Genomic DNA, 26,212 nt, shown 5'->3' on the forward strand with positions numbered 1-26,212 from the left:
TTCACCTCTTATGCTTACACTTTATTCTTACGGTAAATAATATATCTGCGATTTATATATGTCAAAGGTACACTCCAAACATGCACCAAACGTGTAAATGGCCAACAAGCCATAATAGTGAAACCTAACAATATATGCATTTTAAATGCAATCGGCACACCACTCATCAATGACGCATCTGGTTTTAACATAAATAATTGTCTAAACCAAATTGATAATGAAGTTCTGTAGTTAAAGTCTGGATGTTGTATATTTGTTACTAATGTTGCGTAACATCCCATAAATACGATAAGTAATAATAAGAAATTTACAAATATATCCGACGCTGAACTTAATCTTCGAATACTTTTCGTAGTAACACGTCTCGCTGTTAATAAAAACATCCCTATCAAAGTTATTATACCAAAGATGCTACCAATATAAACAGCGCCTATATGATATAAATGCTCAGACACACCCACTGCATCCATCCATGGTTTCGGTATTAACAATCCAACTACGTGTCCAAAAAACACTGGAATAATACCTAAGTGAAATAATAAACTTCCCCACATCAACCTTTTTCTTTCTATTAATTCACTAGATTTAGCTGTCCAAGAAAATTTATCATAACGATAACGTGCAATATGACCTGCGACAAAGACAACTAAACATAAATACGGAAATATAACCCATAAAAACTGATTAAGCATGATGTTTCACTCCTTTTGGTGATGTCAAACATAATTTCAATGTTTTTCTAAGTGCTTGAATCACATAGGCATATGGATTGTTATCTTCACCAAGTGCATTCGCCATCACATATGTTCCATCCTCAATAATCATAATGATTAATTGAATATTCTCTTCAGCTCTTGGATCATTTCGCCATTCTGCCACTTGCAAAAATTGAAGCATCAACGGTAGATAATCAGAAAGTTCATTATCTACCATTTCTAGTCCAAACATTTCATATAATACCTTTAATTTAGCTAACATTTGCCCACGTTCTTTTTGCGTATCAAATTTGTTATACGTCATATATAATGGTGCTTTTTTCGTAAAATCAAATGTATCTGTATAAATCGCTTTGATTTCTGATAATGAAAATGTCATCATTACATTTCTAAATGCTACTAAATCTTCATATGCTGGATGATCTTTCGAAATTGTTTCTTCAAAAGTTTTTGGATGAAAAGTTAATTTTTCTGGAAAACATAACTGTTGTGCCATATATCCAAAACTTTCTTGATATTTTTTAAAATTATCGAAATTAATCACGGAAAATCCCTCCATAGAAATTCTCATTATAAATTTCTTGACCAGTTTTCCCTGAACCTACTGCAACGCCACAGCCTTCACAGTTATCTCCAAAATGCTCGCCGCCGTAATTGTATCCTGTACTACCTTGTGCGTGATACGTATCTAAATAGGTTTCTTTGTGTGATGTTGGAATAACAAATCGATCTTCATATTTGGCTAGTCCTAATAAACGATACATGTCTTTAGTTTGGCGCTCGGTTATACCTAATCGCTCTAATCGAGACGTGTCAAATGGCTGTTGAGTAACTTGAGATCTCATATAACTTCTCATCATTGCCATACGTTGTAGGGCTCCTTTTACTGGCTCTGTATCTCCTGCAGTGAAAATATTAGCTAAGTATTCAATAGGTAAACGCATTTCTTCAATGGCTGGGAAAATCGCATCTGGATTTTGAGTTGTATTTTTACCTTCAAAATAGCTCATAATTGGGCTAAGTGGTGGGCAATACCAAACCATCGGCATCGTTCTAAATTCAGGATGTAACGGAAATGCAAGTTTATATTCAATTGCTAACTTATAAATTGGAGAGTTTTGTGCAGCTTCAATCCAATCGTAACCAATACCATCTTTTTCAGCTTGAGCAATGACTTCTTCGTCAAATGGGTTTAAGAATATATCTAATTGTTTTTCATATAAATCTTTCTCGTCTACTGCTGAAGCTGCTTCATGAACTCGATCTGCATCATATAATAAAACACCTAAGTAACGCATACGTCCTGTACAAGTTTCAGAGCATACCGTAGGCATACCCGCCTCGATTCTCGGGAAACAGAAAGTACACTTTTCAGCTTTGTTCGTTTTCCAATTGAAGTAAACTTTCTTATATGGACAACCTGTCATACAGTAACGCCATCCACGACATGCGTCTTGGTCAACTAATACAATGCCATCTTCATCACGTTTATACATAGCACCTGAAGGACACGATGCAACGCAACTTGGATTCAAGCAATGTTCACATAAACGTGGTAAATACATCATAAAAGTTTCGTCAAATTGGAATTTAATATCTTCTTCTATTTTTTGGATGTTAGGATCTTTTGGACCTGTAACATGACCACCTGCTAAGTCATCTTCCCAGTTAGGTCCCCATTCAATTTCAATGTTATCCCCCGTAATTTCTGAATACGCTCTAGCAACTGGCGAATGCTTCCCTGATTTCGCAGTTGTTAAATGTTCATAATTATAGTTCCATGGCTCATAATAATCTTTAATTAATGGCATATCTGGGTTATAAAAAATTTTACCTAAAGCAATTTTTGAAATTCTACTTCCAGATTTTAATTCAAGTTTCCCTTTACGATTTAGTACCCAACCACCTTTGTAGTGTTCTTGGTCTTCCCAACGTTTCGGATACCCTACACCTGGCTTCGTTTCTACGTTGTTGAACCACATGTACTCAGCACCTGGACGATTTGTCCAAGTGTTTTTACATGTCACACTACACGTATGGCATCCTATGCATTTATCTAAATTTAATACCATCGCAACTTGCGCTTTAATCTTCAAGCCAATTAACCTCCTTCATCTTTCTAACTGCTACATATAAATCCCTTTGGTTCCCAATTGGTCCATAATAATTAAAGTGATAACTAATTTGTGCGTATCCTCCGACTAGTTGTGTTGGTTTCAAATGGATTCTAGTCGGCGCGTTGTGTGAACCACCACGTGTATCTGTAATTTCTGACCCAGGCGTTTGAATATGTTTATCTTGTGCATGATACATAAACATTGTACCTTTAGGCATACGATGCGAAATAACTGCTCTTGCCGTTACAACACCATTACGGTTATACACTTCTAGCCAATCATTATCTTGGATATCGTGTTTTTCAGCATCTTCATTTGATATCCAAACCGTTGGACCACCTCTAAATAGTGTCAACATATGCTTATTATCTTGATACATTGAGTGTATATTCCATTTTCCATGAGGCGTTAAATAACGCAGTACCAAAGCATCTGTACCACCTTTAATTTTCTTATCTCTATTCCCAAATACCATTGGCGGCAATGTCGGTTTATATACTGGTAAGCTCTCCCCAAATTGTTGGAAAACTTCGTGATCCACATAATAACTTTGACGTCCTGTTAATGTTCTAAAAGGTACTAGACGTTCTATATTCGTTGTAAATGGTGAATATCGTCGACCTTGTTTATTTGAACCTGGGAATACTGCTGTCGGTATTACTTCTCGTGGTTGTGAAGTTATATTTAAAAACGAAATTTTCTCAGCAGCGCGTTCGCTAGAAATATCTTTTAACGGCATTCCAGTTTGTTCTTCGAGATCTTCATATGATTTTTGTGATAATTTACCATTCGTAGCAGATGAAATACTTAGTATTGCATCAGCTACATTACGTGCTGTATCAATACGTGGACGATTCGCTCTCACAGAATCATCATTTGTATCACTCCACGTACCTAACATACTTTTTAATTCTTCATATTGTTCACTGACACCGAAACTTACACCATGTGCTCCAACTTTCCCTTTTTCAAGTACAGGACCAAGCGTGACATATTTGTCGTAAATTTTAGTGTAGTCGCGTTCTACAATTGCAAAGTTAGGCATTGTACGTCCAGGTACCGCTTCAATTTCACCCTTCGACCAATCTTTCACTACGCCGTATGGTGTTGAAATTTCTTGCTTTGTATCATGACTAAGTGGAGTTGTCACAACATCTTTAAACGTTCCAGGTAAATAGTCTTTTGCCATTTCTGAAAATGCTTTTGCCAACGTTTTATAAATATCCCAGTCTGAACGCGATTCCCATAACGGATCAATGGCAGGATTGAAAGGATGTACATATGGATGCATATCCGTTGATGATAAATCATGTTTTTCATACCAAGTCGCTGCCGGCAAAACAATGTCAGAATATAACGGTGTTGCCGTCATTCTGAAGTCTAAAGAGACCACTAAATCTAACTTACCTGTTGTTTCTTCACGCCACGTAATTTCTTCTGGCTTTTCATCTTCATTTGGTGTAGCTAATAACCCTGATTTTGTGCCAAGTAAATGCTTCATAAAGTATTCTTGACCTTTTGCAGAACTTGAAATTAAGTTTGAACGCCATATAAATAATGATTTTGGATGATTCTTTTTCAAATCAGGATCTTCTATTGCAAATTGTGTTTGTTTTGATTTCACTTCATCAATTGCACGTTGCAAAATCGCTTCATTTGAATCTATACCTTCATCTTTAGCTTCTTCTGCAAACAACAAACTATTTTTATTAAATTGTGGATATGATGGTAACCAACCAAGTCTAGCTGCTAAAACATTATAATCAGCTGGATGTTGATGCTTTAACTCCTCTGTTTTAGCTAATGGAGATTTTAAACGATCTACATTTGACTCTTCATATTTCCATTGGTCTGTTGCAAAATAGAACCAACTTGTTCCGTTTTGCAAACGTGGTGGTCCTTGCCAGTCTTTCGCAAATGCGACAGTACTCCATCCTTCAATCGGACGACATTTTTCTTGTCCCACATAGTGAGCCCAACCGCCACCATTCACACCTTGACAGCCACATAACATAACTAAGTTTAAGATTGAACGATAAATCGTATCTGAGTTAAACCAATGGTTAATACCCGCACCCATGATAATCATTGAACGCCCTTCAGTATCGATAGCGTTTTGCGCAAATTCTTTCGCTACTTGAATGACAACACTTTGTTTTACGCCTGAAATGGCTTCTTGCCAAGCAGGTGTATATTTTGATTCTGCATCGTCGTATCCTTTTGATTCTAATTTATGATCAAAACGACGCACGCCATATTGACTTGCCATTAAGTCAAAAATTGTAGCAATACGGACTTTGTCACCATTTGCTAAAGTGACTTGTCGAGTTGGAATTGGACGATTGAATATCCCATCTCCATCACTATCAAAGTATGGGAATTGAATTGTTTCTAATTCGTATCCACCTTCTGTCATTGATAATGTAGGGTTAATTTTAGAACCATCTTCTGTTTCTAGTTTTAAGTTCCACTTCTTACCTTCTTCCCAACGTTGACCCATTGTGCCATTAGGTACTACTAAACTATCGCTGATTGCATCATGAATAACTGGCTTCCATTCGCCTTGCTCTGTTGTTTGACCTAAGTCACTCGCTCTTAAAAATCGACCCGCTTTATATCCATTTTCATCTTCATCCAGCATGATAAGAAACGGCATATCTGTATATTGTTTAGCGTAATTTATAAAGCGTTCATTAGGTTGATTAACATAATGTTCTTGTAAAATAACATGCGTCATTGCTTGTGCAATTGCAGCATCTGAACCAGGATTCGGTGCTAGCCAGTTATCTGCAAATTTCACATTTTCTGCGTAATCTGGTGCTACTGAAATGACTTTTGTACCTTTATAGCGGACTTCAGTCATAAAATGTGCATCCGGAGTACGTGTTAAAGGTACATTAGAGCCCCACATAATAATGTATGATGCGTTATACCAGTCACTTGATTCAGGCACATCTGTTTGCTCTCCCCAAATTTGTGGAGAGGCAGGTGGTAAATCTGCATACCAGTCATAAAAACTAAGCATTTCACCACCAAGCAAATTGATGAATCGAGCACCTGCTGCATAACTAATCATTGACATCGCTGGAATAGGTGTAAATCCTGCGATTCGATCTGGACCATATTTTTTTATTGTATACAGTAATTGTGCTGCGATTATCTCTGTAACGTCTTTCCAATTTGAACGCACGTGCCCTCCCATACCTCGGGCTTGCTTATATTGTTTGGCTTTGTCTTCATTTTCAACAATAGACGCCCATGCAGCAACGCGATTACCATTGTTTTCTTCTAATGCTTCAGTCCATAAATCCCAGAGTTTTCCACGAATATATGGATATTTGATTCGAAGCGGACTGTATTCATACCAAGAGAATGACGCACCTCGTGGACATCCTCTCGGTTCATATTCAGGCATATCCGGACCACAACTTGGATAGTCAGTTTGTTGATTTTCCCAGGTAATCACACCATTTTTCACAAATACTTTCCAAGAACATGAGCCTGTACAGTTAACACCATGTGTTGTTCTTACTTCTTTATCGTGGCTCCAACGTTCTCTGTACATTTTTTCCCATTCTCTACTTTTACTTTCTAGGATCGACCAATTCCCATTAAATTTTTCTGTTGGCTTAAAGAAATTCAATCCAAATTTTCCCATATTTATATCCTCCTACGTATAAAAATACGATGTGTAGATGTCGTGTTTTTAAATACTTTAAAATGCCCAAGACTATTGCTTTAATTAGATTGTACATTTTTTCACAAACATAAAATATTAGGGAATCACCTAATTACTTAAGGAATTTCCCTATCAATAACGGGATTTCATTGAAATAATACACAATCATGTATGGTCATGCTTATTGCCAATCTAAATCGTTCAAATTTGGCACAACGACAAATAAGGCTTCAACACGAATATATTCTCTCGGTTGAAACCTTACTTATTCATTTATTTTTTATAAATTAGTGACATAACACTGTATTAGCATCTGCACGATCGGTTGAAATATATGTTACATTTTCTTGCTGCTTAATAAATGCATCATAGTAATCATATTGCGACGAATGATATGTGCCATTCGATGTATCATTTGGGTTTAGCAAACAGCCATAACCTTCGTCATATAAATGTTCACAGAGCATAAGGGCGTCATGTTTAGAACCACTTACTACATAAAATTGCTTCATAGGATCATATGATTTAGGAGTGTTTTCAGTATAATCAACAACTTCCCCTATAATACATATACCTGGTTTCGCCTCAATTGAATAGTGTTGCAATTTTGAAATAATATTACTTAAACGCCCCTTAACAACAAACTCGTTAAAACACGATGCTTGAAAGACAATCGCTATCGGGTAATCAATATCTGTGTATTGTTGTATCTGTGTGATAATTTTCCCTAAACGTTTTACCCCCATATAAATTGCTAACGTGCCACCATTCACTAAGGAATTGACATCCACTTCATTTTCTTCTGAATCTTTAAAGTGACCTGTAGAAAATGTCACACTTTTAGCAACTGTACGCATTGTCAAACCTGTCTGCATAGTAGCAACTGCTGCGCTCGCTGATGTCACCCCTGGTACAATTTCAAACGCAATATGATGTTCATTTAGTATGTCGACTTCTTCTTGCACACGACCAAATATCGCTGGATCGCCACCTTTAAGTCTAACAACCTTGTTATATCGACGCGCTGCTTCCACGATACAGTCATTTATTTTTTCTTGCTGAATATGTTTTGCATACGGCTTTTTACCAACATCGATAATTTCAGTAGTCAAATTCGCATATTGTAAAATTAACGGATTCACTAATCGATCATATAGAATGACATCCGCTTCACGTATTAAACGCTCAGCCTTTTTCGTCAAATAATTCGGATTACCTGGACCCGCACCTATCAAGTAAACCTTGCCATATTCCTCTACAGACATATATATACGTTCCCGTCTGTAACTTCTACCTCATAAACATCTACACAACCTTCATCAGGTTCTTGAACAATACCTGTATTTAAATCAATTTTTTGATCGTGGAGCGGGCAAAATACATATTCCCCACTCACTGTCCCTTCAGACAATGGTCCTTGTTTGTGTGGACAGATATTGTGAATCGCATGAATTTTGCCACTTTCTGTTAAAAACAACCCTACCTCTTTGCCTTTGACAATAACCTTTTTTCCAATTAGGGGTGTTAATTCATCTATAGTTGTCACTTTAATTTTTTCTTTTGTTTCCATGTATTACACCTTCTCCACTTCAAAAATTCTACGTGCTTGAGCATTGCTAGTTATTGCTTCCCAAGGTTCAGCTTCGACTGCTTTTTTAGCATCCATAATGCGTTCAAATAGTTCATTTTGTCTTTCTGGGTCAAGTAAGACTTCTTTTACATTTTCAAATCCAAGTCTTCTTAACCATGGCGCTGTTCTTTCAGCATATATACCTGTTTCGCGATAATATTGCATCAAAGCACCACATAATTTGATTACTTCATCTTCTGTTTCTACAGTTGTTAAAAATTCAGCTTTTTCAACTTCTGTACCACCATTACCACCGATATAGATTTGGAATCCATTTTCAACTGAGATAATACCAAAATCTTTAACACCTGATTCAACACAACTTCTTGGGCAGCCTGATACACCCATTTTGAATTTATGAGGTGTATCGATGTATTCAAATGTTTTTTCTAAACGAATGCCAAGTCGTGTCGTGTATTGCGTACCAAATCGACAAAACTCTTTACCAACACAGCTTTTAACTGAGCGTGTTTTCTTACCATAAGCTGATGCTGAACGCATACCTAGGTCTTCCCATATATTTGGTAATTCTTCTTTTTTAACTCCATACAAACCAACACGTTGTGAACCTGTCACTTTAACTAGTGGCACATGATATTTCTTAGCCACTTCTCCTAGACGAATCAGTTGGTCTGCATCTGTAACACCCCCACGCATTTGAGGTATAACAGAAAATGTACCATCATTTTGAATATTCGCATGGTAACGTTCGTTAGCAAATCTTGATTCTCTTTCATCTTCATGATCATGTGGATAAACCATGTTTAAATAATAGTTGATTGCTGGTCGACATTTTGGACATCCACCTTTATTTTTAAAGTTTAAAACATGTCGAACTTCTTTAGATGTTTTTAAACCTTTCGCTCTTATTTGCGTTACTATTTGATCGCGTGTCAAATCAGTACAACCACATATACCAGCAGGTTTTGCGGCAACAAAGTCATCTCCTAAGGTGTGCTGCAATATTTGAGCAATTTGCGGTTTACATTTACCACATGAATTCCCCGCTTTTGTTTTAGCCGTTACTTCTTCAACTGTTGTAAAGCCATTTTCCGTAATCGCATTTACTATAGTACCTTTATCAACACCATTACAACCACAAATTGTTTCATCATCAGCCATATCAGCAATTGATAGCGATGCCTCTTCTCCACCTTTAGTAAGCAATGATACAAGTGTGTAATCTTCAGTGGATTCACCTTTTTTCATCATGTTATAAAAGCGTGAACCATCATCGATATCACCATATAGTACTGCACCAACTACATTACCGTCTTTTAAAAAGATTTTTTTATAGTTATTATCAACACTATTAAATATTTCAATACCTTTAATTTCTGCATTTTCTACAATTTGACCAGCACTATACAAGTCACACCCAGAAACTTTTAATGACGTAAATGTTGTTGATCCCTTGTATCCGTTCGTTTCTTTATTTGTTAAATGATCAGCTAATACTTTACCTTGTTCATATAGTGGTGCAACGAGTCCATAAACTTTGCCGTTATGTTCTGCACATTCACCAACTGCATATACATTGCTATCACTTGTTTGCATCACATCATTGACAACAATACCACGATTAACATCTAGACCTGATTCTTTGGCTACTTCTGTGTATGGTCGTATACCTACTGCCATAACAACTAAGTCTGCCGGAATCTCGCGTCCATCAGCCAATTTAACACCCTCAACATCATCTTCTCCTAAGATTTCAGTTGTGTTGGCTTGCATTTCAAACTTCATACCTTGCTTTTCTAGATCTGCTTTAAGCATATTTCCAGCTTTACGGTCTAGTTGCATTTCCATCAACCATTCAGCTAAATGTAACACCGTTACTTCCATACCTTGATCTAATAAACCACGTGCACACTCTAAACCTAGTAATCCTCCACCAATTACAATTGCTTTCTTTTTAGTCTTAGCAATGTTCATCATTTGTTCAGTATCATCAATCGTTCTCCAACCAATTACACTCGGTAATGTCGAACCTGGAACTGGAATGACGAATGCTTTAGAACCTGTCGCAAAAATCAATTTATCGTATGATACTTCAATACCATTTGCAGTAGTAACTGATTGATTTGCTCTATCTACTTCAATTACAGGATCATTTGTAATTAACTCGATACCATGTTCCTCATACCACTCATATGGATTCATAATTGTTTCTTCAACTGTCATTTTATTTTGTAAAATATTTGAAAGCATGATGCGGTTATAGTTTGGATAAGGTTCTTTACCTATTACCGTAATATCATATAAATCGTTGGCGCGCTCTAATATTTCTTCGATTGTTCGAATGCCCGCCATACCGTTACCAATCATTACTAGTTTTTGCTTTGCCATAAAATATGCCCCTTTACTCCATAATATTTATTTCAAAAAAAGGTATTAATTTTTCGTTAGTGCTTTTATATTTTCATTGGAATCATTAAGCTTTCTAATCTATCGTTAATGATTTGCTTTAAAATTGGGTCGAAGTTAATTGAAGGTGTGAAGTGTATATCTGTATTAATAACCATGTCATTCATTTGCTGCTTCACTTTGTTAACAAGTCTTCCGTCATATAAAAATAATGGTACGACAATCAATTTTTGATACCGTTTCGAGATGCTTTCTAAATCATGTGTAAAACTAATCTCTCCATATAGCGTTCTCGCATATGTCGGCTTGCTAATTTGCAAATTTTGAGCGCATATTTGTAACTCTTCGTGTGCCTTAGTAAACTTTCCATTAATATTGCCGTGTGCAACAACCATAACTCCAACTTGTTGTTCGTCACCTGCTAATGCGTCACAAATACGTTGTTCAATTAATCGTCTCATTAAAGGATGTGTGCCAAGTGGCTCGCTTACTTCTACCTTTATGTCTGGATACCGTCGTTTCATTTCATGAACGATATTCGGTATATCCTTGAGATAATGCATTGCACTAAAGATTAGCAATGGTACAATTTTAAAATGGTCAACCCCACTTTGAATCAACGTCGTCATTACCGTCTCTAAATCCTGATGCTCACTTTCTAAAAACGCAATATCATAGTGATGTATATCATCTTTTACTAATTCAGAAATAAATGCTTCTAACGCTTGATTCTGTCGTCCGTGCCTCATGCCATGTGCAACAATGATATTCCCATTCACATTTACCAACCCTTTCACACGTATTGTATACCAAATCATTTTGTTTTTGTGAAAAGAATCACATTATAATGTAAAATCAGGGAATTCCCTGATGCCTGTAGTCATGCATATTCCTTATACATTTTCCCTTTTTGTTAAATCAAAAAAAGCGACCGATATATGAATCCCTACTCAACATTTATTTGAGCAAGCATTAATATATCGGTCGCTTGTAGTGTATATTATTATCTTAAAATGGTGGTTGGCCTAATATTGTTTCGTCAAAGCGCTCGGGTATCAATACTTTGCGCATGATCACACCTAAATCGCCATCATCATTTTCATGTTCGCTGTATATTTCATAACCTCTTTTTTCATAAATTTTAAGTAACCACGGATGCAATCTTGCAGATGTACCTAAAGTAACTGCCGCTGACTTTAACGTATCTCGCAAAAATGCTTCTTCAACATAAGTAAGTAATTGGCTACCATAGCCTTTCCCTTCATACTCAGGATTTGTCGCAAACCACCAGACAAAAGGATAACCCGAAATACTTTTCACACTTCCCCAAGGATATCTAACCGTAATCGTAGATATAATTTCATCATCAATTGTCATGACAAATGTAGTATTTTTATCTATATTTTCTTTAACAGCATCTAAATTAGCATTAATCGAAGGCCAATCAATACCTAGTTCTCTTAGAGGCGTAAATGCTTCATGCATGAGTTGTTGCAATTTTTCTGCATCTTGTTCACTTGCGAGTCGAATCATCGTTTTTGTCATATTAATCCCCACTCTTTTTTAAATGATTTAACCATATTTTATTTTTAAAATAAATATCCATCAAAGTGTATCAATAAATTTATCACATGTCAGAAAGTATGCTTCATCTGAATACACCAATACTCTCATGAAACTTATTAAAAATTACTCTCTCAACGTAAAAAACCATTCAAATTCATGAATGGTTTGGAAGAATGATTCATTGTTACGCTATTTAATCACTACATCTTAATTATTGTTGCTCTAAACGATTACGCTTACCATTTAAGAAAGCATAAACGAGACCTACAAAAATACCGCCACCGACAAAGTTACCTAAGAAAGCAAAAACGATATTTTTTAAAACGTGTAACCATGAAACTGCATCAAGGTTAAAGAATACCATACCTGCATATAGACCTGCATTGAACACAACGTGCTCATATCCCATGTATACAAAGACCACGACACCACAAGCTATGAAGAATGCCTTTGTTAAGCCGCCTTTGAATTGCATAGAGATGAAAATACCAATATTAATAAAGAAGTTACAGAAAATACCTTTTGTAAAAATATTCAACCATGTTGAATCAACAGTCTTTTTCTGAACTAAAGCTGTTAAAGCTTGTGTCATTTCAGGTGTCATGACATGCGCAAATTTCATTAAGAAAAATAACACAAACCCACCTAAAATATTTCCTAAGAAACAATATAATAAAATCCAAGTCATCTTCTTAACAGAAACGACTTTATAATACCAGCCTACTGTAAAGTACATGAAGTTACTTGTTAATAATTCAGAGTTAGTTAATACAACTAAAATCAAACCTAAACTAAACGCAATGGCTCCCATTAAATTGATAAGTCCATCTACGTGAGTACTCGCAAACTGCGTCTTTATTCCGAACATAAATACAGTAACGATTGAGAGTAAAAATCCGGCCATCATTGCTTTAAGCATATATCGGCCAGGTGTTTGCTGTACCATTACTTGCTTCATTTGTACTGAAGATGATATTGAATCAACAATTGCGCCTGTTGAATATGTATCTTCAACTGTTTTCTTATTTTCTATCACAGTACTTCCCCCATTTACTTTGATCAAATAAAATTTACTTTCTAATTATATTAGTAAATCAATGTAATTGATAGATTAAATTTCAGAAAAATCTTTTTATTCTCTCGAAAATGTAGTTTTCTTTCATAAAAACAGCGAGATAAATCGCGTGATTGGCTAATATCTTTATGATTTAAGATATTACGACGCTCATTTTATCTCGCTTTATGTAAAGTATTACTTATTCTTTTTTAAATTTGAAAAGTAATGTAAACCATATGCAAATACACTGTAACCAATTGCAGTACGTAAAATAAACCTTATAACTTTATTAGGTACACATTTTGACGTTACTGAAATAGAAGATAGTAGTGTTGTGAAAATATATAATATTAAAACTTTGATATAACGTTCTACCATCGAATCATCCCTCATTTTTATAATATTACAAGATTATTATAAACCGAATGAAACAAAAAAGTTTTTACATATTTTCAACAACTTTATTTCAATAAAGCATCAAGTTGATCTAAAGTTTGATTCATACCTTGTTCAACACCCATGTTTATGACTTGTTGAGCGGCTTCTTTTGTTGGAAATACCGATGTTGATGTCACTGTCGTTTTCGTTGTATTGCTCTTGGAAAATGACAAAGTAATTTTCATGCTTGGCATTTTTGTATCTTTTGCACCTTGAGGTGTCGCAAATGAGTCAATATATTCAATTAAATATGGACGCTTAACCGTTTTATATTCTGCTAATGTATAGCTGGTCATTGTAGGTGTTTTAATCGCATAAAATGCATCACCGCCTGAAACAGCATTAAAGCGAAACACTTTGGTACTAGCGTCTTTTGGATGAAACCATTTTTCAAATAATGCTTTTGTCGTATAGGCATCAAACACCTTTTCAATCGGTGCTTCTATCGTTCTTGAAAAAATAATTTTATTATCTTCAACTTTAATCGTCATCTTCCCACTCCCTATCTTTTATATTTACTCATCTTAACATGCATTGAGTAACATATGTTACCAAATCATTTGTTATAAACTATAGTAATATTAATCATTCCCTCTGTTGAAATTGATAACTACGAAATAAAAAACACACTCTATTCAGCTATTAACAGTTGAGTAGAGTGTGCAAACCTGTTGAATTAATGCGCTAACATTTCTTCTTTGATTTGGTCTTTATTTAATTTTGAAGGATAATATGTTGGCCAGTTATCCATTTCTTTTAATAACGCGTCATTATCATTACCCATAAAGATATGGAAGTGTTCTGCCTTTTTAGGTGCAATGTTGTGATCGCTAAATTGGATGAATTTCGGTAAGTCTTTATCATTACCATCGACCAATTTAAACATAAATCTCACGCCACGGTTACCTTTAGGATATTTCAATGTTTTCTTACCATTGTATTCATATTTACCAGTGTGTTTCTTACCATCTTTAGTAAATGTAATTTCATTTCCTTTTATATCAATGTTAGTAATATCAGTTTTATATCCTTTGTCATAATAAGCTTTTAAATCTTTAGCAGATTTCTTCGGATCATTTTCAGCTTTATGTTCCATCACTTCATCAAGCGTACCGTCTTTTAAGTAAGGGTAAACAGATTGCCATTCACCAGCATAATCGCTTAATTCACGGTCTTTAACTTGCTCATCTTTAAAATACCCATCAGAAATTGCTTTGTCATGTTTACTTTCAGCTTTGTCGTCTTTCACTTTAACACCACTGTCTAAAGCTTTACCGATATTTTCAATATTAGATTTCATTAATGATTGATACGTAATATTATCTTTTTTCTGTTGTTCTTTATTTAAAGACTCCATGTTGTAGAATTTTAAAGGCTTCGCATCTGTTTCTTTACGAATTGTTTCAGTCACTTTATTCGCAACATTATCTTCGTAAAGAATATATTTAGCATTGCTATCTCTAATTTCTTTAACAATTTTAGTTAATTCTTTTTGTGATGGATCTTCAGCATTCATGTTTTGAATACCTTTTTGAACAAAACCATAACAATCAGCTAAGTATCCAATTGATTCATGTGAAATGAATACTGCATTACCTTGCTTATCTTTTGTAACTTGCTTCATATCGTTATCAATTTTCTTAAGATCGTCGTTTAATTTTTTGTAGTTTTTCTCATAGTCATCTTTATGTTTTGGATCTTTTTTCACTAATTCATCTTTAATTTCTTTAGCGAAAGTTTGGTTAATTTTAGGATCTAACCATACGTGTGGATCATATCCACCATGATGATGATGATGTTCTTCTTTCTCATGATCATGTCCCTCATGTTCATGCTCTTCACCATGCTCGTGTTGATCAGTTAAAAGCTTTGCTTTATCTAATTTATCCTCTAAAGACAGTTTTTTATCTTTATCTTTGATAGTAGATGCAACTTTCTTAGCAACCGGATCTAAATTATCCCCTGTATACATAAACAAGTCTGACTTGCTTGCACTTAATATATCTTTTTGTGTTGGTTCATAGCTATGTAAATCTGTCCCTGCTGGATAGATTGATGATACCTTCACGTGTTTTCCACCAATTTGCTCTGCAAATGATTGCAATGGATAAACTGTCGTTTTAATTGTTACCTTGCCATCTTTATCTTTTCCATCATCATTCCCACATGCGGCTAATGATAAAGTTACGGCTGGTACAAGAAGTAACATACCTAATTTCTTTTTCATAGTCACCCTCCTAAATAGTAATCTTTACGTTTTAAAATTATATACTCATGCTACTTAAAATACAAGCACTGTTTTTATAAATAATATAAAGTCGAATCATACTTTAGGTATTTACCACTTTTCGTTTTATCTAATACATGACTATTGTACAAATATGATACAGAAAACTTTATAGTATTTACGAACGTCATAATATAAGAAAAAAAGACAATCTCTATCATATTGCTAATAGAAATTGCCTTTTCATATTGTCCTAAAATAACTTACCCTATTTTTATAGTGTGACTTTTAGATTTAATAATGGTATTTACATGATGCTATTTTTATATGATTGTCATCTACTGTATAAACCAATCTATGTTCGTGATTGATACGTCTACTATAATACCCAGTCAGATTCGATTTTAACTTTTCAGGCTTACCTATACCTTCCAATGCACCATTTCTGTCAATACTTTTAAGTAACTCATTAATCTTCTTCACCATTTTTTTATCGTTCTGCTGAAAATACTTATAATCTTCAAAGGCTTGAGGCGAAAACGTAATATTTAACCTAGCCATTATACATCTATATCTTTCGTTATAGTTTTCCCACGTTCTAGATCTGCAATTGATTGAGCTAAGTGTTCAGCATTATTTGGGTTCTGTTGGAGGTAAAGTGTTTCCATCATGGAGTTATAATCTGATTCTGACATGATTACTACGTTTTTATCATCAGTAGATGTTACAGTTACCATATCACTATCATCATTTACTTTTGTCATAAGTGCCTTTAAATTCTGTCGAGCGTATGAATAATTTTTAATAATCATATTTATCGCCTCCTTTTAACACACCTCAATTGTACAAATATCTGTACAATAAAACAAGCGACACAGAAAAAAACTACTAATCAAGATTTCGCACGGGGAAGAATCAATACCTATCCTGTACTGATTCCCTACTAAACAATGTTTACATGATAATTTCCACCTATTTAGACTTCATACATTAAAAAGACAATCTCTATCATATCGCTAATAGAAATTGCCTTTTCGTATTGTCCTAATAAATTGGTATCACTTACTGATCTCAACAATTAAGACTATTTGATTTTATCTTTTAATAACTTCTCATAACTTTCATAATCATATGGATCTTCAACTTTCTCGCCATTAATAAATGCAGTTGGTGTCGTTTTTATATGATTATCTTTCGCTATTTTTTTATCTTTCTCTGCAGCTTTCCAAGACTTGCTATCTTTTGTCTTGTAATCTTTTATAATTTTATTTTCCGTCTCTTTATCTAAATGCAGTTGTTTAATATGTTTATCTAATAGTTCTTTTGTTAACCATTCTTTATTTTCATCTTGCTGGGCAGCAAATAATTGCTTTTGAAAATCTAAAAATGATTTAGGTGCATACATCAATACTGCATGACTCGCACGCGAACCAACAATTGAGTCTTTACCTAAGAAAGCTAAATTGACAAATTGGTATTCCACTTTGTGATTATCTATATAATTTTTACGCAACTTTGGCATGACTTTTTCATCTAATTCTTTACAATAAGGACATTTATAGTCGCCATATACGACAACTAATGGTTTGCCGTTTTTCGAAGATGTCGTTGCTGATTCTTTTTTACCGCAAGCTGTTAAAATTAACATGCTCACTATAAATAATGTTAGTAATTTTTTAGTCATAATAACTCCTATTCATATCTAGTTCGTCATATTTTCTTCATGATAATCCGCATCATGTTGTTGATAATATCGTCTCGAATCAAAATCTTGCTTATATGATACACGTTTATCACTAAAATCATATGCATAATAATGCACTTCATCATCATTACTCAAAGGTTTATAAGCTAAAATGATAATTTTATCCTTATCATAGACATAAATATTAGCATCTTTGCGTTCAAAATGATCAACACGATCACCGTTGCCTTTTTTGGCAAGTTGTTCTTGTTTTTGATTTTGAATTTTAACTGCTTCATCTATTTCTTTCACATATTTATCATTACCACATCCTGATATAAAGACTAGTAATAATAATACCGTCGCCACAAATCGCTTCAATGCTCCCACTCCTACTATCAACTTCCAACTAACTTTCAATATAATTAATACTATACACCGTCAAACATTAATGCGCTACAACTACTACCAATGCATTTAATATAAATATCCAAAGAAATAACAGTTATGTATAGTCAAAGAAAAATATATTTCATTTTCTATGTGTATTTGTAATCAGTTTTTGATAAAATAAAAAAATAGCATTATTAATAAATTCAAAAATTATAGTTCAATTCAGAGAGGGATGGGATAAAATGAACTTTGTAACGTTGACTTCGGATGAGTTCAATGCGTTTACAACAAAGCATTTTTCACATTACACACAATCAGCTATTCATTACAATCATAGAGTTGATTTAAAAGGCGATGTGCATCTTGTAGGGGTTAAAGATGACAATGGTCAAGTGATTGCAGGATGCTTATTGACAGAAGCACGCACACTTAAATTTTTCAAATATTTTTATACACATCGCGGGCCAGTGATGGATTATACAAATCAATCATTAGTAGCATTTTTCTTTAAAGCATTAACGTCATATTTAAAGAAACACAATTGTTTATATGTCCTTGTAGATCCATATTTAATTGAAAATTTACGCAATGCAGACGGTGAAATTGTTAAATCTTATGATAACCGAGCATTTGTTAGAACAATGGATAAATTAGGTTATAAACACCAAGGTTTCCCTGTAGGTTATGATTCAATGAGCCAAATCCGTTGGCTGTCAGTGTTAGATTTAAAAGATAAGACTGAAGACCAACTTTTAAAAGAAATGGATTATCAAACGAGACGTAATATTAAAAAAACATATGATATTGGTGTCAAAACTAAAACGTTAACGATTGATGAAACGCAAACTTTTTTCGACTTATTCCATATGGCTGAGGAAAAGCACGGTTTCAAATTCCGTGAGTTACCATACTTTGAAGAAATGCAAAAGTTATACGATGACCACGCCATGTTAAAGTTGGCGTATATTGATTTAAACGAGTATTTAAAAACGTTACAATTAAAGCAACAACAATTAACAGCTGAACTCTCAGGTGTTGAAGAAGCATTGGAAGAAAGTCCTAATTCAAAGAAAAATAAAACGAAACGCACACAGCTAGAACAACAGCTAAATAGCAATAAGCGTAAAATCGACAATACAATAGAACAAATTGAACAAGATGGTGCAGTCTTAAACTTAGCTTCTGCTTTATTTATCTACAATGAGCATGAAGTTTATTACTTATCTAGTGGTTCAAACCCTAAATATAATGCTTATATGGGTGCCTACCATTTGCAGTGGGAAATGATTAAGTTTGCTAAAGCGCATCATATTGATCGCTATAATTTTTATGGTATTACCGGTGACTTTTCAGAGTCATCAGAAGACTATGGCGTCCAACAATTCAAAAAAGGTTTTAACGCACATGTAGAAGAGTATATCGGTGACTTTATTAAGCCTATCAAACCATTACTATATAAGGTACAAACGTACTTAAATCATAAACGTCGTTAAAATATCGCTCCAAGATTATGACAACATAACAAAGAACCACGCATCATGTATATGGCTTCATCGCCATACTAAAACATGATACGTGGTTCTATTTGATTATTCTTCATTTATAACATTTAAGAAACGTCTTAATTCTTCTGTTTTCGGACGATTGAACATCTCTTCTGGAGCCCCTTGTTCTCCGATCATGCCTTCATGAATAAATACAATGTTATTAGATACTTCTTTAGCAAAACGCATTTCATGTGTCACAATGACCATTGTCATGCCTTCATTAGCCAAATCTTTAATAACCTTTAAAACATCATTCACAAGTTCAGGATCAAGTGCAGATGTTGGTTCATCAAACAACATCACTTTAGGGTTCATTGCTAGTGCTCTTGCAATAGCAACACGTTGTTGTTGACCACCTGATAATGCATGTGGACGTTGATCTTTGACATGTGTTAAACCAACTTTCTCAAGTAACTCAAGTGATTTCCCACGTGCCTCATCCTTTTTCAACTTTTTAACTGTGATAAGACCTTCCATTACATTTTCTAATGCCGTCTTATGCGGAAAAAGGTTATAACTTTGAAATACCATACCAGACTGTTTACGAACTTCTATTTGTGATTTTTTATCTTTAGATGTATATGTTTTGCCGTTAACATAAACTGTACCTTCAGTTGGAATTTCTAATGCATTAATCATACGTAACAATGTTGTTTTACCTGAACCAGATCGACCGATTAAGGTTACAACCTCACCTTGTTCAACAGATAAATCAATACCTTTGATGACTTCAACATCATTAAATGATTTATGGATATTGTTCAATTGAATCATGAGCGATACCCTCTTTCAATATAAGATTCATAGATACCTTGGATAATTGAAATAATAAAGCATACCACCCAGTACATTAGCGCAACTAACACATAAATTGTTAAATATTCATATGTTGTAGACGCAACTTCTTGAGCTTTTCTAAACATTTCAGCCACTAAAATAAATCCTAATAATGATGTATCTTTGATTAAACTTAAAAATGTATTACCTAGTGCAGGAATCGACACTCGAATTGCCTGCGGTAAAATGATACGTTGTATCGTTTGACCATACGTCATACCGATGGAATATGCAGCTTCTGTTTGTCCTTTCGGTATAGAAATAATACCGCCACGAATAATTTCCGAAGCATACGCACCTACATTTAATGATAAACCAATAATAGCAGCCACTACAGGTGCCAATGTCCATTGGTTGTCAGCGTCATTTGTTAATAATCTACCTAATTCTGGAATACCATAAAATATGATAAATAGTTGTACTATCATTGGTGTTCCTCGAATAATAGATACATAGACACGTGAAATACTTCTTAAAATTTTACTCGTTGAAATTCGCATTAATGCTGTAAATAATGCAATAATCAATCCTAAAACAAATGTAACTAATGTAATAGGAATTGAATATTTGACCAAACCTTCTAGCATAGGTCCGAAAGCTTGTTTTGCAGCATCTAGCGCATGTTGTTGTTCGCTATTTAGATTTAGAAACATCTTGACCAAACCATTTCTTACCTATTTTAGCTAATTCACCGTTTTCCTCGATTTTTTTCAAGCCATCATTGAATTTTTGAACTGTTTCATCATCTGCTTTTTTAGAAAATGCAAATGCAGATCTACTTTGTTCAGCATTACCTTTGATTGCTTTGATCTTAGCATTAGGTTTTTGTTTTTTATAATCCAAGTATGACAGACTATCATTAAATGTACCATCAACACGCTTAGACAATAATAAATCCATTGATTGGTTAAAGCCATCAACTTTTGTAATATCAGCACCTTTATCCTTAGCTAATTTACCATAATTAGATGTGAATGTTTGTGCTAACTTCTTACCTTTAACATCATCAAAATCTTTAATATCTTTTTCATTTTCACGAATAACTAAAACAGCACTTGAGAATGTGTAAGGCTTAGAAAATTTATATTTCTTTTCTCTATCAGGATTAATACCTACTTGGTTCGCGATTACATCAAAACGCCCTGCGTCTAAACCTGCAAACATAGAATCCCAAGAAGTTTCATTAAATTTAAGTTTTAAACCTTCTTCTTTAGCCACTGCTTTAATAACATCAATATCGTAACCAGTTAATTTACCATCTTTATCGTGGAAACTAAATGGTGCATAAGTCCCCTCAGTCCCAACATTAATTGTCTTGCTATCTTTACTAGCTTCCTTGTCTTTCGACGAATTGTTTCCGCATGCAGCCAATATGAAAACGAAAGCTATCATCACAAATAAAAGTCTTTTCATAGAATATATCTCCTTATTCTTATTATTCTAATCGGAATAAAAATATTTTAATCTGAAATGCCGGATAAGTCAATATGTTGAACTTTTGCTAAAAAGCTTTATATAGCTAGCAACTTATATTTATTGACGAGAATCAACTTCTTTTTTCTTACCTTGTAACATAAATGAACAAAAGAAACTAACAACTGTAATCAATAATGCAAATAAAAATCCAGCGTGATAACCATGCAACATCGTATCAACTTTAATTTGATTCATCATATCAATTTTGTTCATGCCATTATAGTCTGACATAGTTGGAGAAAAGTTTTTGCTTGCATGGGATAAAATAGTAATTAATGCAGCTGTTCCGATAGAACCAGCAATTTGTTGTACTGTGTTTGTCATAGATGAACCATGTGCATTCATTTCTGGCTTTAATTGATTCATCGTATGGGTCATTACTGGAATTAATCCTAACGCGATACCAACCATTCGAATCGCATAAACTGTTGCCAACATGATTGTTGATGTTTGTTCATCCATTACAACAAAATAAGCCGTAGTAATAACAACAATCGCCATACCTACTAAAGCAAGATTTCTAGGACCAAACTTTTCATATAAAGCACCCGAAGTCATCGACATAAATGCCATAACAATTGCTCCTGGTAATAAAGTTAATCCAGAATCTAAAGCTGAACGATGCAATAAATTTTGCACAAAGATAGGTAAAATCGTTTCCGAACCAATCATCGATACCATTGTGACACCCATAATAATGATACCAACTGTAAATTGTTTATTTTTAAATACAGCAAAATTTAATAATGGTGTTGATAGCCGATATTGACGTAATACAAATAATGCGACTAAAACAACGCCTCCAATCATAGATACTAATACGATAGGATTATCAAAACCTTTTTCTGAAATTGAACTCGTTCCATACAATAACCCGCCGAAACCTAGTACAGAAAAAATGACAGAAATAAAATCAATAGGTACTTTAATTGTAGTTCCAACATTTTTTATCGTTTTAAATCCAATTAAAAATGTCACAGCTGCAATTGGAGCGACAACATGGAAAAGCGATCTCCAGTTAAAATATTCAACAAGGTAACCTGAAAGAGTAGGTCCAATAGCTGGTGCTAAACCAATTACCAAACCAAATATCCCCATATATTTACCGCGTTCATGTGGTTGGAAAACATCCAAAATCGTTGTCATCATCAATGGCATCATAATACCTGCGCCTAACGCCTGAATAATTCTAGCAACTAATAATGTTGCAAAGTGCGGACTCAAGCCGCCGAGTAATGTACCTAAGAAAAAGATAGAAATACCCACTAAAAACACTTGTCTTGTTGTATAACGTTGTATAACAAGCGCGGACAAAGGAATAACAATCCCATTAGTCAATAAAAAAGCTGTTGTCAGCCATTGAACTTGTGTATATGAAATTTCAAAATCTTTCATAATACTTGGTAAAGCCGTCACTAATAGTGTTTCATTTAATAATCCAAAAAATCCACCCATCAGCATAGTAATAATCATCGTTAATTTTTGTTTCTTCGACATTTAAAGCTTCCCCCTCACCATCTAAAAAACGACACACATTTTTAGATATCCGGTAATTATACCCATTTTCCAAAAAATTAGCACGACTTTATTACAATTTCTTTAAAACGTAATCATTACTATTTACATATGAGTAGTTATCGGTCATAATATATTTACAAGGAGGGATAGAGATGAAATTAGATTTACAGACTGCTCGTCGTAATTTAAATAGCCCTAACATTAAAACAAGAAAGCGTGCTTTAAAGATTATTAAGCAACATAAAAGAGCGAAATAATTGTTTTAATTTGACTATATTGTATGTCTAACTATATTTTCGAGTATCCCTAGCTCGTTAATATAAACTCTATACTTAACTATTTCCTTACATTACTTCACATATTTAAGAGCTGCATATACACTCACTCCTTGTGTACATGCAGCTCTTTTTTTATAAGTAGTATTTATCTATAACTTCTAAATCATCCGTTAATTCATAAACAAGCGGTGCACCTGTTTTAATTTCATAATTAATGATATCTTCATCTGACACATCTTCAAGATATTTAATCAATGCGCGAATTGAATTTCCGTGTGCAGAAACTAATACCGTTTGACCATCTAGCAAATATTGTGAAATATGATCTGTCCAAAATGGTATCACTCGAACTAAAGTATCTTTCAGACTTTCAGAATAAGGCATCATACGTTTATCTAAATGATTATATCGACGATCAGCTAAGTAAGCTTCACGTTGTTCTTCGGTTTCAGCAGGTGGTTTCACATCATAAGAACGACGCCAAATATGTACTTGTTCTTCTCCAAATTCTTTTCTAGCATCATCTTTATTTAAGCCTTGCAATCCACCATAGTGGCGTTCATTTAAACGCCAGCTTTTATATACAGGAATCCATTGTTGTTTAGATTCAGTTAAAATATAATGCGTTGTATCTAAAGCACGTGTTAATAACGATGTAAAAGCTACATCGATGGCAATGTTATTTTCTCTTACTTTTTCACCTGCTCTAGTCGCTTCATTAATACCTTGTTCAGATAAATTAACATCTTCCCATCCAGTAAATAAGTTTTTAGCATTCCACTCGCTTTGTCCATGACGACATAAAATTAATTTTGGCATAACTTATAACCTCTTTCCTTTAATCTTTAGGACGTTATTTCAGGGATATTTTAAGATGATTTAATCTTAGTAATTTTCTTTTCAATATATTTTAAAATTCAATGATTAAATCAATTATCACTAGACATTAAATACATAAATCCTATTCCCCATTTTCATTTTTTAATTCATAAATGAATCAATAACCACCTAATAACAAATCATATTATACACCTTTGTTCTCTATTTTTCTAAGGTTTAAAAAATATTTTTAGGTAAACCTAAAAATAGATGTAATAAAAACGCCTCCTCAGATATTTATATATCTATGAAGACGTTTAAATACATTATAGATGGTCTGGTTCTGGGTGAACGTATACTGAGGAAATACCTTTTTTGTGCAAATGATGTTCGACATTGTCACAAATTTGATGCGCTTCTACTAAGGAAAGGTTAGCATCTACAACAATTGTGACATCAATAAACACACTACTTCCATGGTAACGCCCTTTAATACTTTTAACTTCTTGTACTTCATCAACTTCTAAAATATCATTGCGATACGCTTCTAATTCAGTTTCATTGAAACCATCACTCAACATAAAAATTGCTTCTTTAAAAATACCAAAACCAGTATAAACGATTAGTAAGCCTAGTAATGTTGCTAAAATAATATCGACAATTGGGAAACCGATTTGCGTAAAAATTAATCCTATCGCTGTTCCAATGCTGACTAAACTATCCGATAAATTATCTTTGGCAGCCGAATTTAAAGAACTACTTTTCGTTCTTTTCGCTAGTCTTTGATTGACTGCAAATACAATCAACATTACAAGACCACTGATTAAGCTGACGATAATTGTTATTGCGTTAGGTACAACGTCATCTTCTTTGAACAAACGAGGTGCATTTTGAATAACTACTTGGATACCTACAAACATAATGACAAATGACACCAATAATGAAGAAATATTTTCAGACTTCAAATGGCCATAAGGATGATTTCGATCGGCAGGTTTAATTGAAATTTTCAATCCAATAATAACAGCTAAAGAAACGATAATATCTGTCATATTGTTTAATGCATCGGCTCTTACAGCTGCAGAGTTAAAGACAAAACCCGTGACATACTTAACAATAGATAAGATTATATATACAATTAAACTCAAATAAGCACCGCGTTGCGCCAATTTAAGATTTTCATTATGAGACATGCGTTGAACCACCTTGAATTAGTATAGTAACAATATTATGAATGATTCATTTTAATTTTACAACGTTTTTAATTTTTATAAATTTTTATAAAATTAAACTAATTTATTCATTCGCAACCCCTAAAAATAATTTTTAGCCTTTCTGCGAATTTTATGAGCTAGAAAGGCGCCCAACTCTCCCTGTTTGTTAACTTTCGCCTCGAAAGTTTCTATGTTGGGACCCTATGCATTAGTAGCGAAGCTATCTAATGTGTTCCTTTATTTTCTGCGAATTTTATGAGCTAGAAAGGCTTATGCAGTTGACGTTTTACGTCCAACTGCGTTCCTCCGTCTTCTTCAAATTTATTTGTTAGAAAGGCACCCAACTCTCCCTGTTTGTTAACTTTCGCCTCGAAAGTTTCTATGTTAGAACCCTATGCATGAGTTGCGAAGCTATCTAATGTCGTGAACTAATTATATAGAAGAAAAAGTGCATCAATGACAAATTAAATGAGATTTCTACTCTACCAAACTCTCTTCGAAAGACAATTTTCTCCTCTATTTATTAGCAAACTATTGCATTTCTCCATATAGTACTTCCTTACTTAAAATACGCTGAATGTTCTGAATTAAACGCTTTTTTACATAGTTAACACTAGTTAATCTATTAGTTAACATTAGTTAATAATTA

Annotated in this window: 27 protein-coding genes and 1 pseudogene; 2 read left to right on the forward strand and 26 right to left on the reverse strand. The window is 33.9% G+C overall.

The features are described 5' to 3' along the window. Window positions 1-14: 14 nt before the first annotated feature. From narI to JG553_RS09260, 19 genes and pseudogenes are all read right to left on the reverse strand, one after another. Entirely contained in the window at window positions 15-692 is a 678-nt protein-coding gene (narI, locus tag JG553_RS09170) for a respiratory nitrate reductase subunit gamma (protein WP_000934151.1), read from the reverse strand. Continuing rightward, on the reverse strand, window positions 685-1,260 hold the full coding sequence (gene narJ, locus JG553_RS09175; protein WP_000606768.1) for a nitrate reductase molybdenum cofactor assembly chaperone: 576 nt from the start codon (window positions 1,258-1,260) through the stop codon (window positions 685-687). The genes narI and narJ overlap by 8 nt, the downstream gene beginning before the upstream one ends. Beyond that, window positions 1,253-2,812: a nitrate reductase subunit beta gene (gene narH, locus JG553_RS09180; RefSeq protein WP_000692645.1), complete on the reverse strand. Its 1,560-nt coding sequence runs from the start codon at window positions 2,810-2,812 to the stop codon at window positions 1,253-1,255. The genes narJ and narH overlap by 8 nt, the downstream gene beginning before the upstream one ends. Next, window positions 2,802-6,491, reverse strand: coding sequence for a nitrate reductase subunit alpha (locus tag JG553_RS09185; RefSeq protein WP_000514391.1), 3,690 nt, complete (start codon window positions 6,489-6,491; stop codon window positions 2,802-2,804). Before JG553_RS09185 ends, narH begins: the two co-directional genes overlap by 11 nt. 308 nt (window positions 6,492-6,799) lie before the next feature. Further along, window positions 6,800-7,777 carry a uroporphyrinogen-III C-methyltransferase gene (gene cobA / locus JG553_RS09190; RefSeq protein ID WP_000109965.1) on the reverse strand — a complete coding sequence of 326 codons (978 nt, stop codon included), beginning with the start codon at window positions 7,775-7,777 and terminating at the stop codon, window positions 6,800-6,802. Beyond that, the gene (gene nirD, locus JG553_RS09195; RefSeq protein ID WP_000448222.1) at window positions 7,768-8,082 is read right to left on the reverse strand and encodes a nitrite reductase small subunit NirD; all 315 of its coding nucleotides are present in this window, start codon (window positions 8,080-8,082) and stop codon (window positions 7,768-7,770) included. Before nirD ends, cobA begins: the two co-directional genes overlap by 10 nt. 3 nt (window positions 8,083-8,085) lie before the next feature. Beyond that, window positions 8,086-10,491, reverse strand: a complete 2,406-nt coding sequence (gene nirB, locus JG553_RS09200) for a nitrite reductase large subunit NirB (protein ID WP_001118726.1) — start codon at window positions 10,489-10,491, stop codon at window positions 8,086-8,088. Between the two features lie 65 nt (window positions 10,492-10,556). Further along, window positions 10,557-11,288: a sirohydrochlorin chelatase gene (locus JG553_RS09205; RefSeq protein ID WP_001014062.1), complete on the reverse strand. Its 732-nt coding sequence runs from the start codon at window positions 11,286-11,288 to the stop codon at window positions 10,557-10,559. 229 nt (window positions 11,289-11,517) lie between these two features. Continuing rightward, complete coding sequence (locus JG553_RS09210) at window positions 11,518-12,054, reverse strand: GNAT family N-acetyltransferase (RefSeq protein ID WP_000169315.1); 537 nt, start codon at window positions 12,052-12,054, stop codon at window positions 11,518-11,520. Between the two features lie 232 nt (window positions 12,055-12,286). After that, window positions 12,287-13,111 carry a formate/nitrite transporter family protein gene (locus JG553_RS09215; protein WP_000572040.1) on the reverse strand — a complete coding sequence of 275 codons (825 nt, stop codon included), beginning with the start codon at window positions 13,109-13,111 and terminating at the stop codon, window positions 12,287-12,289. Between the two features lie 216 nt (window positions 13,112-13,327). Beyond that, window positions 13,328-13,510, reverse strand: coding sequence for a hypothetical protein (locus JG553_RS09220; RefSeq protein WP_000230294.1), 183 nt, complete (start codon window positions 13,508-13,510; stop codon window positions 13,328-13,330). Between the two features lie 83 nt (window positions 13,511-13,593). Then, on the reverse strand, window positions 13,594-14,061 hold the full coding sequence (locus JG553_RS09225) for an SRPBCC family protein (protein WP_000153344.1): 468 nt from the start codon (window positions 14,059-14,061) through the stop codon (window positions 13,594-13,596). Between the two features lie 185 nt (window positions 14,062-14,246). Beyond that, complete coding sequence (gene adcA / locus JG553_RS09230) at window positions 14,247-15,797, reverse strand: zinc ABC transporter substrate-binding lipoprotein AdcA (protein ID WP_000727762.1); 1,551 nt, start codon at window positions 15,795-15,797, stop codon at window positions 14,247-14,249. A gap of 194 nt (window positions 15,798-15,991) precedes the next feature. Then, window positions 15,992-16,057 (reverse strand): annotated as a pseudogene (locus JG553_RS09235) (hypothetical protein); the annotation flags it as partial. Window positions 16,058-16,091: 34 nt separating this feature from the next. Continuing rightward, the gene (locus tag JG553_RS09240; protein WP_000113262.1) at window positions 16,092-16,358 is read right to left on the reverse strand and encodes a Txe/YoeB family addiction module toxin; all 267 of its coding nucleotides are present in this window, start codon (window positions 16,356-16,358) and stop codon (window positions 16,092-16,094) included. Then, on the reverse strand, window positions 16,358-16,609 hold the full coding sequence (locus tag JG553_RS09245) for a type II toxin-antitoxin system Phd/YefM family antitoxin (RefSeq protein ID WP_000584499.1): 252 nt from the start codon (window positions 16,607-16,609) through the stop codon (window positions 16,358-16,360). Before JG553_RS09245 ends, JG553_RS09240 begins: the two co-directional genes overlap by 1 nt. A gap of 164 nt (window positions 16,610-16,773) precedes the next feature. Further along, the gene (locus JG553_RS09250) at window positions 16,774-16,875 is read right to left on the reverse strand and encodes a hypothetical protein (protein WP_001791744.1); all 102 of its coding nucleotides are present in this window, start codon (window positions 16,873-16,875) and stop codon (window positions 16,774-16,776) included. 6 nt (window positions 16,876-16,881) lie between these two features. Continuing rightward, window positions 16,882-17,481 (reverse strand): DsbA family protein, encoded by a 600-nt coding sequence (locus JG553_RS09255; protein ID WP_000162813.1) that lies wholly within the window; start codon window positions 17,479-17,481, stop codon window positions 16,882-16,884. Between the two features lie 18 nt (window positions 17,482-17,499). Beyond that, the gene (locus JG553_RS09260; protein WP_000819843.1) at window positions 17,500-17,862 is read right to left on the reverse strand and encodes a DUF4467 domain-containing protein; all 363 of its coding nucleotides are present in this window, start codon (window positions 17,860-17,862) and stop codon (window positions 17,500-17,502) included. A gap of 254 nt (window positions 17,863-18,116) precedes the next feature. On the opposite strand from JG553_RS09260, the gene fmhA reads away from it, so the two are divergent. After that, entirely contained in the window at window positions 18,117-19,367 is a 1,251-nt protein-coding gene (gene fmhA, locus JG553_RS09265; RefSeq protein WP_001012222.1) for a FemA/FemB family glycyltransferase FmhA, read from the forward strand. Window positions 19,368-19,463: 96 nt separating this feature from the next. Here fmhA and JG553_RS09270 read toward each other — a convergent pair whose 3' ends face one another. The 4 genes from JG553_RS09270 to mdeA all read right to left on the reverse strand — a co-directional run bounded on the left by JG553_RS09270 (window position 19,464) and on the right by mdeA (window position 23,231). After that, window positions 19,464-20,195, reverse strand: a complete 732-nt coding sequence (locus JG553_RS09270) for an amino acid ABC transporter ATP-binding protein (protein WP_000615461.1) — start codon at window positions 20,193-20,195, stop codon at window positions 19,464-19,466. Further along, window positions 20,192-20,911 (reverse strand): amino acid ABC transporter permease, encoded by a 720-nt coding sequence (locus JG553_RS09275; protein ID WP_000479576.1) that lies wholly within the window; start codon window positions 20,909-20,911, stop codon window positions 20,192-20,194. The genes JG553_RS09270 and JG553_RS09275 overlap by 4 nt, the downstream gene beginning before the upstream one ends. Beyond that, window positions 20,892-21,671, reverse strand: coding sequence for a transporter substrate-binding domain-containing protein (locus tag JG553_RS09280; protein ID WP_000825929.1), 780 nt, complete (start codon window positions 21,669-21,671; stop codon window positions 20,892-20,894). Before JG553_RS09280 ends, JG553_RS09275 begins: the two co-directional genes overlap by 20 nt. A gap of 120 nt (window positions 21,672-21,791) precedes the next feature. Then, a complete protein-coding gene (gene mdeA / locus JG553_RS09285; protein WP_000038961.1) occupies window positions 21,792-23,231 on the reverse strand; it encodes a multidrug efflux MFS transporter MdeA in 1,440 nt (479 codons plus the stop codon). 173 nt (window positions 23,232-23,404) lie between these two features. Here mdeA and JG553_RS09290 point away from each other — a divergent pair, with 173 nt between their 5' ends. Continuing rightward, window positions 23,405-23,509, forward strand: a complete 105-nt coding sequence (locus tag JG553_RS09290) for a putative metal homeostasis protein (protein WP_000762708.1) — start codon at window positions 23,405-23,407, stop codon at window positions 23,507-23,509. Window positions 23,510-23,662: 153 nt separating this feature from the next. On the opposite strand, the gene JG553_RS09295 is transcribed toward JG553_RS09290, so the two are convergent. From JG553_RS09295 to JG553_RS09305, 3 genes are all read right to left on the reverse strand, one after another. Continuing rightward, window positions 23,663-24,349: a 2,3-diphosphoglycerate-dependent phosphoglycerate mutase gene (locus JG553_RS09295; protein WP_001125208.1), complete on the reverse strand. Its 687-nt coding sequence runs from the start codon at window positions 24,347-24,349 to the stop codon at window positions 23,663-23,665. A 326-nt stretch (window positions 24,350-24,675) separates the two neighbouring features. Continuing rightward, window positions 24,676-25,542 carry a cation diffusion facilitator family transporter gene (locus JG553_RS09300; protein ID WP_000019127.1) on the reverse strand — a complete coding sequence of 289 codons (867 nt, stop codon included), beginning with the start codon at window positions 25,540-25,542 and terminating at the stop codon, window positions 24,676-24,678. Between the two features lie 552 nt (window positions 25,543-26,094). Next, complete coding sequence (locus JG553_RS09305; protein ID WP_001789935.1) at window positions 26,095-26,199, reverse strand: hypothetical protein; 105 nt, start codon at window positions 26,197-26,199, stop codon at window positions 26,095-26,097. Window positions 26,200-26,212 lie beyond the last annotated feature (13 nt).

The sequence above is a fragment of the Staphylococcus sp. T93 genome, from assembly GCF_016743875.1.
Classification (GTDB): Bacteria; Bacillota; Bacilli; order Staphylococcales; family Staphylococcaceae; genus Staphylococcus; species Staphylococcus aureus.

Bases quoted from the DNA above. Each gene is read 5' to 3' on its own strand.
- JG553_RS09275 (WP_000479576.1), bottom strand. From the start codon at position 20,911: ATGTTTCTAAATCTAAATAGCGAACAACAACATGCGCTAGATGCTGCA.
- JG553_RS09255 (WP_000162813.1), bottom strand. From the start codon at position 17,481: ATGACTAAAAAATTACTAACATTATTTATAGTGAGCATGTTAATTTTA.
- cobA (WP_000109965.1), bottom strand. From the start codon at position 7,777: ATGTCTGTAGAGGAATATGGCAAGGTTTACTTGATAGGTGCGGGTCCA.
- nirD (WP_000448222.1), bottom strand. From the start codon at position 8,082: ATGGAAACAAAAGAAAAAATTAAAGTGACAACTATAGATGAATTAACA.
- nirB (WP_001118726.1), bottom strand. From the start codon at position 10,491: ATGGCAAAGCAAAAACTAGTAATGATTGGTAACGGTATGGCGGGCATT.
- JG553_RS09295 (WP_001125208.1), bottom strand. From the start codon at position 24,349: ATGCCAAAATTAATTTTATGTCGTCATGGACAAAGCGAGTGGAATGCT.
- JG553_RS09280 (WP_000825929.1), bottom strand. From the start codon at position 21,671: ATGAAAAGACTTTTATTTGTGATGATAGCTTTCGTTTTCATATTGGCT.
- narI (WP_000934151.1), bottom strand. From the start codon at position 692: ATGCTTAATCAGTTTTTATGGGTTATATTTCCGTATTTATGTTTAGTT.
- JG553_RS09225 (WP_000153344.1), bottom strand. From the start codon at position 14,061: ATGACGATTAAAGTTGAAGATAATAAAATTATTTTTTCAAGAACGATA.
- JG553_RS09240 (WP_000113262.1), bottom strand. From the start codon at position 16,358: ATGGCTAGGTTAAATATTACGTTTTCGCCTCAAGCCTTTGAAGATTAT.
- adcA (WP_000727762.1), bottom strand. From the start codon at position 15,797: ATGAAAAAGAAATTAGGTATGTTACTTCTTGTACCAGCCGTAACTTTA.
- fmhA (WP_001012222.1), top strand. From the start codon at position 18,117: ATGAACTTTGTAACGTTGACTTCGGATGAGTTCAATGCGTTTACAACA.
- JG553_RS09220 (WP_000230294.1), bottom strand. From the start codon at position 13,510: ATGGTAGAACGTTATATCAAAGTTTTAATATTATATATTTTCACAACA.
- JG553_RS09305 (WP_001789935.1), bottom strand. From the start codon at position 26,199: ATGTTAACTAATAGATTAACTAGTGTTAACTATGTAAAAAAGCGTTTA.
- JG553_RS09300 (WP_000019127.1), bottom strand. From the start codon at position 25,542: ATGTCTCATAATGAAAATCTTAAATTGGCGCAACGCGGTGCTTATTTG.
- JG553_RS09210 (WP_000169315.1), bottom strand. From the start codon at position 12,054: ATGACAAAAACGATGATTCGACTCGCAAGTGAACAAGATGCAGAAAAA.
- mdeA (WP_000038961.1), bottom strand. From the start codon at position 23,231: ATGTCGAAGAAACAAAAATTAACGATGATTATTACTATGCTGATGGGT.
- JG553_RS09270 (WP_000615461.1), bottom strand. From the start codon at position 20,195: ATGATTCAATTGAACAATATCCATAAATCATTTAATGATGTTGAAGTC.
- JG553_RS09185 (WP_000514391.1), bottom strand. From the start codon at position 6,491: ATGGGAAAATTTGGATTGAATTTCTTTAAGCCAACAGAAAAATTTAAT.
- JG553_RS09245 (WP_000584499.1), bottom strand. From the start codon at position 16,609: ATGATTATTAAAAATTATTCATACGCTCGACAGAATTTAAAGGCACTT.
- JG553_RS09290 (WP_000762708.1), top strand. From the start codon at position 23,405: ATGAAATTAGATTTACAGACTGCTCGTCGTAATTTAAATAGCCCTAAC.